Origin of the sequence: Acinetobacter sp. SFD (assembly GCF_001647575.1) — a bacterium.
GTDB classification, from domain to species: domain Bacteria; phylum Pseudomonadota; class Gammaproteobacteria; order Pseudomonadales; family Moraxellaceae; genus Acinetobacter; species Acinetobacter pecorum.
This window is the reverse complement of record NZ_LSZJ01000001.1, coordinates 178,501-192,235: the sequence shown is the minus strand read 5'-3', so window position 1 is coordinate 192,235 and position 13,735 is coordinate 178,501. Positions and strand designations below refer to the sequence as shown.

Here is a 13,735-nt window from a genome sequence, read left to right as displayed (position 1 = left end):
CGACATTATTTGATCAAATCTCCATGTTTCACTACTACTATAGTTTGTATTGGTTTGTAGTGGTCAAATAGATCATAAAATCGCACCAGATGACGAGAGTAAATGAAGCTATCAAATAAAACTCAAGCACTTCAGGACTTGATTGCACCGGCAGTTGAAGCCTGTAATGTAAACCTTTGGGGGATTGAGTTCCTGCCACAAGGGAAACGTTCGTTATTACGTATCTATATCGACAAACCAGTCGATGAGAGCGTTGCACCAGTCGTTAATGAAGATGGTGAAGAAGAACAGGGGCGTGGTATTGGCGTTCAGGATTGTGTGCGTGTCACGCAGCAAGTGGGTGCAATGCTGGATGTCCATGATCCAATTTCAGGTGAGTATTCACTTGAAGTTTCATCACCAGGCTGGGACCGTCCTTTTTTCCAGCTTGAGCAGATGTCAGGTTATATTGGTCAAACCGTAGCATTACGATTGATCAGCGCAGTAGATAACCGTCGTAAATTCCAGGCAAAACTGGTTGCTGTCGACCTGGAAAATGAAATGATTCAGGTTGAAGTGGAAAAGCAGCAGGTATTGGAGATCGACAGTCACAATATTGATAAAGCAAATTTGGTCTTCCAAGATTAATTTAATAAATAAGAATTTGAACGCATAGGTGACGTATGGCACGTGAAATTCTGACCGTCGTTGAAACGGTTAGTAACGAAAAAGGTGTACCTCGTGAAGCGATCTTTGAGGCGCTTGAGCAAGCTTTAGTTGCAGCGACAAAGAAAAAATTCTACGAAGGTACAAATTCGGAAGAAGCACGTTTACGTGTGGAAATCGATCGCAAGACAGGTGACTATCGCACTTTCCGTCAGTGGGAAGTGGTTGCAGATGAAGATCATGAAATGCCAGCTTGTCAGGATGCGATTTCTGATGTTGATCCTGCAAAATGGTCAATTGGCGACATTCGTGAGCTGGAAGTTGAATCGATTGATTTCGGTCGTATTGCGGCACAAATTGCCAAGCAAGTGATCGTACAGAAAATTCGTGAAGCAGAACGTGCACTTGTGGCAGATGCTTATGAATCTAAAGTCGGCGAGCTGATCTACGGTGAAGTGAAAAAACAAACCAAAGATGGCTTTATTATCGACTTAGGTGACAATGCCGAAGCTTATCTTGCCCGGGAAGAAATGATTCCGAAAGAGATTCTTCGTCCAAAGCAGCGCGTAAGTGCAATTCTTTATAGCGTGAACCGTGAAGGTCGCGGTGCGCAATTGTTATTGTCGCGTGCCAAGCCTGAAATGCTGATCGCATTGATGAAGAAAGAGATCCCTGAGATTTCTGAAGAAATTATTGAAATTAAAGCTGCAGCTCGTCAACCGGGCGTGCGTGCCAAGATTGCAGTAAAAACCAATGACCACCGTATTGACCCGGTGGGTGCTTGTATTGGTATGCGTGGTACCCGAATTCAGGCTGTACAGCAAGAGCTCAATGGTGAGCGTATTGATGTCGTAGTCTGGTCGGATGATCCTGCGCAATATATCGCAAGTGCATTGGAACCAGCAGATGTATCGAGTATTGTCATCGATGAAGATGCACGTACTGCGGATATTATCTTCGCTGCCAGCGATCAGTTGGCACGTGCGATTGGTTCACAAGGTCAGAACGTTCGTCTGGCATCAGAACTGACTGGCTATAAGCTGGACATGATGCTGGAAGAGGAATACTACGCCCGTCAACAAAACGAAGCGCAACAATATCTGGACATGTTTGTACAACGTCTGGATATCGCGGAAGATTTGGCGATGGCATTAGTAGAAATGGGCTTCACCTCGCTTGAAGAAATTGCTTACGTCCCGGCAGAAACATTCGATGAAATCGAACTTGATGCTGAACTAGTTGAATTATTGCAAAGCCGTGCGAAAGAAATTGCACTTGCTGATGCATTACAACAGCAAGAGAATATCCAAGCGCCAAGTGAAGAACTTGTTGCAATGGAAGGCATGACAGCAGAGATCGCGCAAGCTCTAGCAGCTCGTGGTGTGGTAACCGTGGATGATTTAGCAGATCAGGCAACCGACGATATCGCAGATATTGAAGGTTTGGGTGCTGAGAAAGCGGGTCAACTCATTATGAAAGCGCGCGAATCATGGTTTAACTAGGAGGTAGTATATGACGGACAAGTCAATTAAAGAGTTAGCCCTCAGCGTGGGTCGTCCAGTTGAGAAGCTCCTAGAGCAGGTTCGTGAGGCAGGTTTACCACAGCGTAAAGCTGACGATATTATTACCACCGAACAACAAGATAGCTTGATGAGCCATGTGAAAAAATCACAAGGTTCAGAGAGCCAAGCAGGGCAAATCACGTTGAAACGTAAAACGACCAGTACGGCTAAAGTAGCCAGTACTTCAGGTAAGGCAAAAACAATTAATGTAGAAGTTCGCAAGAAGCATACATTTGTTAAGCCAGATCCGGAACAGATCAAAGCAGAAGCATTGGCGAAAGCCAAGGCTGAGCAACAGGCCAAAGCTGCGCCTGAGCAGAATACAGCGCAAGCGGCTTCTGCTGAAGCTCCAAAAACTGGCGTCAATAATGCCAGTAAAGCGCTAGAAGCGATGCGTGCTGCTGCAAAGCAAACCAGTGACAAGCAGGAAGTTTCTAAAGCTGCAGTTGTGGTAAAACGCAAATCAACCAATAAACCGATTGTAAAACAAACGGTTAAGCAAGTAGAAACAGCTGAACAGAAAAAACTACGTGAAGCGGAAGCAGCAAAATTAAAAGCTGTTGAAGAAGCAGCACGTCGTAAAGCGGCTGAAGAAGCGCAGCAACGTACGCTTGAACAAATGCGTCAAATGGCGACCAAGTACTCTGCTGAAGATACCACTGCAACCATTCGTGTTGTTGATGATTCTCCTCTGGCAGCCGGTCTTGTTGGCCAGGCATATGAAGACTCTTTTGCCAAAGAAGACCGCGAAATCAAACGTGGTACCAATACGCCGAGCGCGCGTGCACCGAAAAAAGGTGGCCGTCGTGGTCAGGAAGAGCAAAGCTTCAGCAAACAGCCTAAACGTGGTTTAAAAACCAGCCAGGGCAACAAGCATGGTTTCGAAAAACCTGTGAAAAAACAGGTTTACGATGTTGAAATCGGTGAAACGATTGTAGTTGCTGACTTGGCTGCGAAAATGGCAGTTAAGGTTCGCGAAGTGATTAAATCACTCATGAAAATGGGTGAGCTAGTAACTCAGAACCAGGCGATTGATCAGGAAATTGCTGCACTTGTGGTTGAAGAAATGGGCCATAATCCGGTACTGGTTTCTGATACACAAGCTGAAGATAACTTGCTGGAAGCAGCTGAAGAAGCACGTGGTGCGCAAACCACTCGTGCGCCTGTTGTGACTATCATGGGTCACGTTGACCATGGTAAAACATCACTGCTTGACCGTATTCGCCGTGCCAAAGTGGCTCAAGGTGAAGCGGGCGGTATTACCCAGCATATCGGCGCTTACCATGTAACTACCGATAAAGGTATTATTACTTTCCTTGATACTCCGGGACACGCAGCGTTTACTGCGATGCGTTCACGTGGTGCCAAAGCGACTGATATCGTGGTACTTGTTGTAGCAGCAGATGATGGTGTGATGCCACAAACTGCAGAAGCAATTGATCATGCGCGTGCTGCAGGTACGCCGATCATTGTTGCGATCAACAAGATGGATAAAGAGTCTGCTGATCCAGACCGTGTTCTGAATGAATTGACTGCTAAACAGATCGTGCCTGAACAATGGGGCGGTGATGTGCCGGTTGCCATGGTTTCAGCCCACACGGGTCAAGGTATTGATGAGCTGCTGGACCTGATTTTGATTCAAGCAGAAATGTTAGAGTTGAAAGCATCTGAAGAAGGTGCTGCGCAAGGTGTGGTTATTGAAGCACGTGTAGATAACAGCCGTGGTGCTGTGACTTCTATTCTTGTTCAAAACGGTACCCTGAAAGTGGGTGACCTGGTACTTGCTGGTTCGTCTTATGGTCGCGTACGTGCGATGACAGATGAAAACGGTAAACGTATCAAGTCTGCTGGTCCTTCAATTCCGGTTGAAATTCTGGGTCTTCCAGAAGCACCAATGGCGGGTGATGAAGTTCTTGTGGTCAGCGATGAGAAGAAAGCACGTGAAGTTGCTGATGCGCGTATGGACCGTGAACGTCAAAAACGTCTTGAGCGTCAATCTGCAATGCGTCTTGAAAATATCATGGCATCTATGGGCAAGAAAGATGTGCCTATCGTCAATGTGGTACTGAAGACTGATGTACGCGGTACGCTGGAAGCCTTGCATGTAGCACTTGCTGAACTTGCAACAGATGAAGTGAAAGTACGTATTATCGGTTCAGGCGTTGGTGCAATCACCGAGTCTGACGTAACACTGGCTGAATCTTCAGAAGCAGTTCTGCTTGGCTTTAACGTACGTGCGGATAATGCAGCACGCCAAAAAGCCGATGCGGACAATATCGACATTCGTTACTACTCAATCATCTATCAATTGATCGATGACGTGAAAGCAGCAATGAGCGGTAAGCTTGCACCTGAACATCGTGAAACGATTCTGGGTGTTGCACAGGTACGTGAAGTATTCCACTCAAGTAAATTCGGTGCGGCTGCAGGCTGTATGGTGCTTGAAGGTGTATTACATCGTAACAAACCGATTCGCGTATTACGTGATGACGTGGTTGTGTTCCAGGGTGAGCTTGAATCTCTTCGTCGCTACAAAGAAGTGGTTGAAGAAGTTCGTGCCGGTATGGAATGTGGTCTTGCGGTGAAAGGCTATAAAGACATCAAACCTCTCGACAAGATCGAAGTGTACGATGTTCAACTGATTAAACGGAGTCTTTAATGGCGGGTAGTCAACGTCTGAAGCGTATGGCGGATACAGTACAACGCGAGTTGTCAGAACTGATCCGTCAGGAGCTGAAAGATCCACGCTTAGGTGGTCTGGTGACCATCTCTGCGGTGAAGGTGAGCCCAGACCTGGGATATGCGGAAGTTTATGTCACTGTAATGGGACGTGAACTTGGCGACGAACAAAGCGAAGCGGCAAATAAAGAAACTCTGGATGTATTAAACAAAGCATCCGGTTTCCTGCGCCATGAGCTGAGTCGTCGTATTAAAACCCGTATTACGCCTCGTCTACGTTTCCATTATGATAAGACCAATGCATATGGTAACTATATGTTTGGTTTGATCGCTGAAGCTGTGAAGGACTTACCTGAAGCAGAAGCAAAAAAAGACAATGAATAAGTCTTAACACAATAAAAAAGCCACCTTTGGGTGGCTTTTTTATTGTCTGGTTGTATCAAAAATTAAGCTACTGATAGACCAATCTAAAAATAGTCTGGATTAAGTGAGATCATCATCTTTATGGTTCATTTTTTTCTCATAAAAAGCACGGCGACGTGAGCGCTGCCAAGGCAGAGGGCGTTCCAGCGTTTCCGGAACCTCGCCACTCAAAGAGCGTAAACGCAAATGTAATGCAGCCTGTGCCATCAGATTGGCAGATACCGGTGCGGTAATGAAGGCGAACAGGGTGATGAGCACTTCAGCAAAACCGAAACGGCCATATATGGCCGAGAACAGAATTGAGGCCATCAAAAAGCTGCCCAGGCCCAAAGTACTGGATTTGGTCGGGGCGTGCAGACGCATAAACAGATCGGGCAGACGGACCATACCGATCCCGCCGACCAACATAAAGAAAGCACCAATCAATAAAAAAATCGACACCAGTATTTCTAAAATTAAGGACATTTAAAAACTCCTAGTCGATCACATGGCCAGTGGTGAAATAACGTGCCAAGGCTGCAGTCGAAACAAAGCCAAGCATCGCAACCAGTAAGGCCCCTTCAAACAGGAAGCTGCTACTCCAGTAAATCCCTAAAATGACAATCAGACAGGTGGCATTCAGGAACAGGGTATCGAGTGCCAAGAGCCGGTCAACGATAGAAGGGCCAGTGATGAGCCGGATCAGGCAGAGTAACATCGAGACAGTGATAGCACCCAGGCAAATCATTAATGCATAAGGCAGAATAGTCATGCTTTTTCTCCTGTCTGTGCGCTGAAAATTTCAATCAGAGGCTGTTCGTAGCGCTGTTTGATCGTTTCGATTTCTGCTGCTTCATCCTCTGTGCTTAAGGCATGAACCAGAATATCACCACGATCCTGATCAATGCCTGCAGATACTGTACCGGGCGTTGTAGTAATGATCATTGCCAGCAAGGCATTGACTTCCTCATGCTCGGTTTCCAAAGGCACGCGAAACCATTTCGGATGCAGGTTCTTGGTTGGACCAAGTACCAGTTTTGCGACTTTAATATTGGCTACTACAATATCCCAAACCACGACAAAGAACAGGCGCAGGGCAGGAGCCCACTGGATATTCGGGGTATAGTCAATAAAAGGTGCAACCATTTTCGGAATGACAATCGCCAGAACCAGCGCGAAAAGCAATGTTCCAGCTTCCAGATTATGTGCCAGCAGAATCCAGCTTAGCCCAACGATCACAGAAACCAGCGGATGCGGGAACCAACGTTGCAGGAATGATACAGCCATTAAGGTCCCTCCACCGGTTTAAGTTGATTATCATCATATCTGTTTTGTTCAACATACTGCTGATCAATCTGGCGTTGCTTGAATTCAGAAATGTTTTCACCTTCCAGAGTGGCTTCCGAAATCGTATAAGGAACCAGATGTGCATTCGGATCGACTGTCTCACCACCGTACTTGGTTTCAGGTAAATAGCTTGGATCAAAAGGTTGCACACTGATAAACTGGCCTTCTGCATCGCGTTTTAACAAGGCAGCTTCATAAACCGGATTATTTTTAATCTGTTCTGCAGTCTGATAATTATATTGATAGATCGGTCCGGCAAACACCACATAGGCAGTCAGGCCAGCAAGCAATAGATAGATTACACGATCATTACGTGCGGGTGCCTTACTTGGTAGGGCTTCGTATTTGTGAAAATCTTCAGAATTAAGGTCATCCTCAGGTCTGGTCGAACGCCAGAACAGCACGAAACCAACCCGGGTAAAGGCCAGAATACTGAGGAAGCTTACCAATAAAATGGTCAGGATAATAATCATCTGATAGTCTGAATTGGCAGAAGCCTGCAAAATAAAGACTTTACCGAAGAAACCACTAAACGGTGGCAGGCCGGCCATCATCAAGGCAATGATGAAATAGACAATCGAAACCAGCTTGTTCTGTTTCATCAGTGGCGCGATTTTAAAGTGATCCTTAAATTCGCCGCGCTGTGAGGTAATCCAGCCTGACAGGATATAAAAGGCTGCGCCAATCAGGGTACTGTGCACCATATAATACAATGCACCGGCCCAGGCTGCAGTTGTATTCATGCCGATTGCTACCAGAATTGTTCCGACTGAAGACAGCACCATAAAGCCGATAAAACGGCGCAGACGTTCTGTGCCGATTGCGCAAATCACGCCATAAACCGACGTAATCAGACCAATCACCAGCAGGCAATTCATCAGGATCTGGTGGCTGTATTCATCATCAAAAACAGTTCCATTAATCCGTAAAATTGCATACACCCCGACTTTGGTCATGATGGTAAAGAGTGCTGCCACAGGTGTGGTGGCTACGGCATAGGTTTTGGGTAACCAGAAGCCAAGCGGTAGCATCGCCGCTTTAATTCCGAACACGACAAACAGCATTAATCCACCAGCAACCGCCAGCTTGTGCTGATCTTCAGCGAGGGTAGGCATCAAGCGGGCCACATCTGCCATATTCAGACTGCCGACACTGCCATAAATCATCCCGAGTCCAATCAGGAATAGGGCAGAAGCAAACAGATTAATGGTGACGTAGTGGATTCCCAGCTGGAAACGGGCCTTGCCTTGTCCATGTAGCAGTAGTACATAGGATGCCATCAACAAGATTTCAAAAAACACGAACAGGTTAAACAGGTCACCGGTCAGGAAGGCACCGGTCAAACCCATGAGCAGGAAATGCACCATGGCATGGAAATAACGCCCACGCATATCCCATTCTTTACTGGCATACCAGAGCACCGGCACTGCAAGGGCATAGGTCAAAACCAGCATCATCGCAGAGAGCTGATCGAGAACCAGTACAATACCAAAAGGTGCGACCCATTCGCCCAGCGTATAAACATTGATCTGACCCTGACTACTGTCTACTAAATAGCTGACAGCAATGATCAGGCCCAAGATACTCGAGACATAGCTGATACCCCGACGCCAGGGCTGACGCCAGTCCGTCACCAGAGAGCCTGAACCCGGGTTGCCTAAAAGAACCAGGACAAAAGCGGTAAAGGCCGGTAAAAGAATACTGAAAATAGGGGTATGTTGATTCCAGAAATTGAGAAGATCAGTCATTAAGGCTCATCCTCGCGCGGGTCAAGATTTGGTATTTCTTCTTTGGAGTCAACGTGGTCTGTTCCTGATTCGTAGCGGCTACGCAATGCCAGTTGGACAATAAAGGCAGTGGTGGCAAAGCCAATCACGATGGCTGTCAGCACCAGTGCCTGAGGAAGGGGATCGGTCACTTTCGAGGCTTCAGTCAATACTGCAGGCGAATTCATCTGAATTCGGCCCATGGCAAATAAAAACAGGTTGACTGCATAACCAATCATGGCGAGACCCAACACTACCGGGAAGGTACGGGCACGCAGGATCAGATAAATGCCTGTGGCCGTCAGCAGGCCAATCGCAGAGGCTAATAAAAATTCTAAACTGATCATTCTATTATCCTCTTGGTACAGGGCCAGTCATGCTTGAGTGACGTGAATCGCCTAAGACTGAAATCATCAGCATCGTTGCACCCACAACAGTGACATAAACGCCAACATCAAACAGCGCAGCCGAAGCCAAATGCATTTCTCCAATCATTGGCGGAGAGACATAGATATGTGCACTGGTCAGGAATGGACGTGACCAGAACCAGGCCGCGACACCGGTCAAACCGGCAATGGTTAAGCCGACTCCAATCCAGATTTCATAGAGACGGCCAGATTTGGCCCCCAGCAACTGTTCGGTTTTATCCTGCCCCACTGCGATATATTGAATAATAAGTGCCAGTGAGGTGACCAAGCCTGCAATAAATCCACCGCCTGGCAAATTATGGCCACGCATAAAGATGTACAGGCTGACCACCAGTGCTACAGGCAAGATCCATGATGCAGTAATACGTAACATCAGGGGTGAAGGATTAAAACGATAGGTCAGACCCTGGGTGATGGTGGCGCCATGGGCACGCATTCCATCCATCAGGCTAAGTACACCAATCGCGGCAATTCCAAGTACGGTAATTTCGCCAAAGGTATCGAAACCACGGAAGTCGACCAGAATCACATTCACCACATTGGTGCCGCCGCCCAGTGGAATCGACTGTTGCAGGAAGAACCATGAAATGGAATTATGATCACGGGTCATGATCAGCCAGGCAATAGCTGCTATTCCAAGACCGCCACCTATTGCAATAATGGCATCACGCCAGCGACGGGTCGGACTCGATTCATACGGTGTTAACTGAGGCAGTAAAGATAAACTCATCAGTAGCAGAACCGTGGTGACCACATCGACCGTAATCTGGGTCAATGCCAGATCGGGTGCCGAGAAACCGATAAAAACCATGGTGACGACCAGACCGACTGCACCGCTAATCAGTACAGCTTTAATCCGCTCATGATGGAACCACAGCAGCATCCAGCAGGCAGAAAACAGGAGTAACCACAAGATAATCGCCAGAGCAGGGGCGTGGGTCAGTTCACGTGTACCCGTGCCCACCGCATTGTTCACCAGTGGGAAACTGACCAGTGCGACAGTAAAAATCACGATCCACAATAAATAGCTTTGTAATTTGCCATTTTCAGTGGCACGGCGGAAACGGCGTGAATTCAGCAGCAGATTTTTCAAAAACAGTTCGAACAATACCCGGCCCTGCAAGCGGCCCAGTTTTGGATCCAGGTCGATTTCGCGTAAGGTACCACCTTTGGCAAGAGAAAAATAGAAGATGACTCCGCCAACGAGGGCTATCACGCTCATCAGCAGCGGCAGGTTGAAGCCATGCCATAGTGCCAGATGAGTGCCTTCAAAAGCAAAATCCTGAGTCGATGCCCGGGTGGAGCTGTTTACAATTTTTTCAACCAGAAGTGCCGGGAATATACCCACCAAAATACACAAGATTGCCAATAAGGTTGCGGGTGCACGCATGCCAAACGGAGGTTCATGTGCATCTTTATTCGGAACCTGCTTGCCTAGCGGACCATCGAAAAATACCCCATGCACCAGTCGAGTAGAATAGGCGACTGCAAAAATCCCGGCCAGTGTTGCGACAATGGCTGAAACGACCATGACCGGACCACTCAAGTTCGCGACCAGTTCGGTAAAGAACATTTCCTTGGACAGGAAGCCATTGGTCAGTGGCACACCTGCCATAGCCGCCGCCGTAATCATGGTCAGGGTAGCGGTATAGGGTAGCAGTTGCCATAAGCCTGACAGTTTGCGCAAGTCACGTGTGCCCGATTCATGGTCGATAATTCCGGCAATCATAAACAGGGCCGCTTTAAAGGTGGCATGGTTAATAATATGAAAAATTGCAGCTGCAACCGCCAGAGGAGAACCGATCCCAAGCAGACACATGATCAGGCCTAAATGGCTGATGGTTGAATAGGCGAGTAAGCCCTTCAGGTCTTCCTTGAAAATGGCAAAAAAAGCGGCCATACATAGGGTAAACAGACCGACAAAGGTTACAATATTATGAAACAGTGCAGCACCGACGAAGATCGGTAGCAAGCGTGCGACCAGAAATAAACCGGCTTTGACCATAGTGGCCGAGTGTAAATAGGCCGAGACAGGTGTCGGCGCAGCCATGGCATTCGGTAACCAGAAATGGAAGGGAAACTGCGCACTTTTGGTAAAAGCACCGAGTAAAATCAGCAAGAGAGCCGGTACAAATAAAGCATGTGACTGAATCTGTTCGGTCATCGTAAGGATTTGATCAATCTGGTAGGTACCAGTGATTTGACCAAGCAGGATAAAACCACCCAGCATGGCCAGACCACCCAGTCCAGTAATGGTCAGAGCCATACGTGAGCCACGTTGCGCAGCTTCGTAATTGCTCCAGTAACCCACTAGCAGGAAAGATGAAATACTGGTCAATTCCCAGAAAACCAATAAAAGAATCAGGTTATTTGACAATGAAATCCCGAGCATAGCTGCCATAAACAGCATCAGCAGAAGATACAGCTTGCTCAGCGAATTTTTGGGATTCAGATAATAATAGGCATAAATATAAATCAGCGTACCAATCCCGCTGATCAGCAGGGCAAACAGCAGTCCCAGGGAATCCAGACGAAAACTGAAATCAATACCCAGCTGCGGCAGCCAGGACCAGGTCTGGGTAATCACTGCGCCATCAAATATGGCAGGCGCCTGACTCAATAATAATAAGAAACTGCTGAGGCTGACACCAATTGCCCCTAAAGCCGTTACCTCGCGCGAAAATTGCTTCAGCCACGAGACAAGGGTTGTGCCTAATACTAACGGTAACAATATAATAATCGGCAGCACACTCGTATCCATTGTCGTGATTTAGGCTGTGACCAACCTAGGGTGAATCTTTATCTTCCAAGGACTACAGGATCACAAGGAGCGATCCAAACTTCTCAATCTTGAAAGCCAAAAGAATATTCAAAAAGAATATAAAACAGTTGTATTGCGCAACTTATGAACGATAGCAAATTCCGATTTTACAATGAAATTCGCAAATAAATCCGATCATATTACAGGATAACAACAACATCAACGTTTTTATGTGGAACTTATAAATTATACGTGAGCTTGGTTTTAACCGCAGAGGGATGCTTAAACAGATCATCCAGAAGTGACCGAAAATTAAGATTAGATCTCAGCCATTGATTGTAAATATAAATAAAAACAGGGTTTCTTATGCTGGGGAAACTGCCTGACTTGATATTTTTCTTTTCAAGCCTCTCTATATCAGGTCCCCAAAATGTACTTGGTTATTTTTGAGTTTTCGGGGAGTTTTATCTATATAAACATTTTCTAATGGCTACTAGGTACCTACCTAAATCTGTTTCATGAGCTTAAGCAGACTGGAAAATGGCCAGGCTATTTTTGCTAAACAGAGTAATTATCATGAATAAAGTACTTCGATGGACGTTACTTTAGTCCCATGTTGTTCACATCTATATTTGTATCTTAACCGGCTGCCTGGCGGAGCGACTGCGGCATTTTGATTTTCAGTTGCTGAATCAGGTCATAAATGTGATGAATATTTAAACTCACTTTGGCACGGGTACAGGCCACATAAAGTAATCTTAATTCTTCATCACTAATTTTATGGTCTTTTTCATTCAGCTTGAATTGATAGTCATCTTCAATATGAACCCGATCCCACTCCAGACCTTTGGCTTTGTGCGCCGTGGAAATAATATAGTCAGCCTGGGCAATCGGGGTAATTTTAGCCAGGGCTTTTTTCAGCGGATCGGTGCCATGCTCGTCCACCAGTTTGACCAGTGGCTTGATGTCACTGCCTTCATTGGTTTCACAGTATTCATGGACATCATGCCAGGAGTTAAACCAGGCCAGTTCCGGCACATCAACCACACGCTTGCCCTGTTTTAGCATGGCAGCCGCATCGACAAAGCGATTCAGTTTGACATGATCGGCCTGCAGGCTGACTTTGTCACCGCGTACCAGTCCGGCCAGTAGCAATTCCATGGCCCGGGCATTGGTCCGACATAAAATTGCATCACGCATTTTGGTATGCGGTTTATTCACGACTTTAGAATCTAACAACGGATTGCCCAGCAAAGGCACAGTCTCATTGAGGGCACCTAAAATGGCATTGGCATTCAGGGCAATTTCAGGACCAAAACGAAATGAGGTGGTCAGACGTGATTCAGGCAGAGGCAGTTGCTGCATGGCATTGACTGCACCGCGCCAGGCATAGATCTGCTGATGCGCATCTCCGACATAAATCACTTGGGTGCTGCGCTGTTTCAGTAGAATTCCCAGCATTAAGGGATCGGCATCCTGAGCTTCATCGAATAGCACATAATCGGCCGGAATATTCGGCTCAGACAGTGCCCAGAGTTTCAGGTAGATGTCATGACCAATGCCTGCCTGATGATTTGGATCAATTGATTCTAGCCAGCGTCGTTCGACTGCCGGATAAAGCTTTTGCTGCAAGGTCTCGATATCATCCGGATGTAGCCAGCTTGGTGCCTGAATATGCCGCGGGGCAGGATACTGCGAACTGGTCGAACAGAAATAGCCGACCGCATTGGCGACCAAGCTTGCCAGTCTTGATGGCATCAAGACATATTTCTCATAGCGTCCGCCCATCATGCGGCGCATGGTCATCGGTTCAAGCCGGTACTCTTTGGCAATAAAACTCGGACTCAAGCGTGGCAGACGCAGCTTGTCGGTCACTCCACGTGGAACACTGCGAAATGCCAGCGAGTGAAAAGTCCGGCAATCCACGCCCCGGTGGAACCTGGCCTGCGCTTCACTGGCAATGGCTTTGTTAAAGGCCAGATACATGCCACGTCTTTGCGGCATGGCATCACTGATCATTTGCAGGGTAGTCGTTTTACCTGTACCTGCATAGGCAATCACCTTAAAGGATTTGCCCAGACGTGCGTTATCAATGGCAGTCGCCTGCTCATAGGTCGCGGTCGGTTTTTTTAAATCAGACACAGA

11 protein-coding genes are annotated in these 13,735 nt (G+C 47.0%); 4 read left to right on the top strand and 7 right to left on the bottom strand.

All coding sequences use genetic code 11. The features are described 5' to 3' along the window. Positions 1-102 precede the first annotated feature (102 nt). From rimP to AY605_RS00980, 4 genes are read left to right on the top strand one after another with little or no spacing between them, the layout of a single operon-like run. Positions 103-627 carry a ribosome maturation factor RimP gene (rimP, locus tag AY605_RS00995; RefSeq protein ID WP_064094629.1) on the top strand — a complete coding sequence of 175 codons (525 nt, stop codon included), beginning with the start codon at positions 103-105 and terminating at the stop codon, positions 625-627. A gap of 35 nt (positions 628-662) precedes the next feature. Continuing rightward, positions 663-2,147, top strand: a complete 1,485-nt coding sequence (nusA, locus tag AY605_RS00990) for a transcription termination factor NusA (protein ID WP_064094628.1) — start codon at positions 663-665, stop codon at positions 2,145-2,147. A 10-nt stretch (positions 2,148-2,157) separates the two neighbouring features. Then, the gene (infB, locus tag AY605_RS00985; RefSeq protein WP_064094627.1) at positions 2,158-4,866 is read left to right on the top strand and encodes a translation initiation factor IF-2; all 2,709 of its coding nucleotides are present in this window, start codon (positions 2,158-2,160) and stop codon (positions 4,864-4,866) included. After that, the gene (locus AY605_RS00980) at positions 4,866-5,270 is read left to right on the top strand and encodes a ribosome-binding factor A (RefSeq protein ID WP_064094626.1); all 405 of its coding nucleotides are present in this window, start codon (positions 4,866-4,868) and stop codon (positions 5,268-5,270) included. The genes infB and AY605_RS00980 overlap by 1 nt, the downstream gene beginning before the upstream one ends. 99 nt (positions 5,271-5,369) lie before the next feature. On the opposite strand, the gene AY605_RS00975 is transcribed toward AY605_RS00980, so the two are convergent. From AY605_RS00975 to AY605_RS00945, 7 genes are all read right to left on the bottom strand, one after another. Further along, positions 5,370-5,774 carry a Na+/H+ antiporter subunit G gene (locus AY605_RS00975; protein WP_064094625.1) on the bottom strand — a complete coding sequence of 135 codons (405 nt, stop codon included), beginning with the start codon at positions 5,772-5,774 and terminating at the stop codon, positions 5,370-5,372. A 10-nt stretch (positions 5,775-5,784) separates the two neighbouring features. Further along, positions 5,785-6,060 (bottom strand): monovalent cation/H+ antiporter subunit F, encoded by a 276-nt coding sequence (locus AY605_RS00970; RefSeq protein WP_064094624.1) that lies wholly within the window; start codon positions 6,058-6,060, stop codon positions 5,785-5,787. Beyond that, on the bottom strand, positions 6,057-6,575 hold the full coding sequence (locus AY605_RS00965; protein WP_064094623.1) for a Na+/H+ antiporter subunit E: 519 nt from the start codon (positions 6,573-6,575) through the stop codon (positions 6,057-6,059). Before AY605_RS00965 ends, AY605_RS00970 begins: the two co-directional genes overlap by 4 nt. After that, positions 6,575-8,383, bottom strand: a complete 1,809-nt coding sequence (locus AY605_RS00960) for a monovalent cation/H+ antiporter subunit D (protein WP_064094622.1) — start codon at positions 8,381-8,383, stop codon at positions 6,575-6,577. Before AY605_RS00960 ends, AY605_RS00965 begins: the two co-directional genes overlap by 1 nt. Beyond that, positions 8,383-8,748, bottom strand: coding sequence for a Na+/H+ antiporter subunit C (locus AY605_RS00955; protein WP_004281114.1), 366 nt, complete (start codon positions 8,746-8,748; stop codon positions 8,383-8,385). Before AY605_RS00955 ends, AY605_RS00960 begins: the two co-directional genes overlap by 1 nt. A 4-nt stretch (positions 8,749-8,752) precedes the next feature. After that, entirely contained in the window at positions 8,753-11,590 is a 2,838-nt protein-coding gene (locus AY605_RS00950) for a monovalent cation/H+ antiporter subunit A (RefSeq protein WP_064094621.1), read from the bottom strand. Between the two features lie 639 nt (positions 11,591-12,229). Beyond that, positions 12,230-13,732, bottom strand: coding sequence for a UvrD-helicase domain-containing protein (locus tag AY605_RS00945; RefSeq protein ID WP_064094620.1), 1,503 nt, complete (start codon positions 13,730-13,732; stop codon positions 12,230-12,232). Positions 13,733-13,735: the final 3 nt, after the last annotated feature.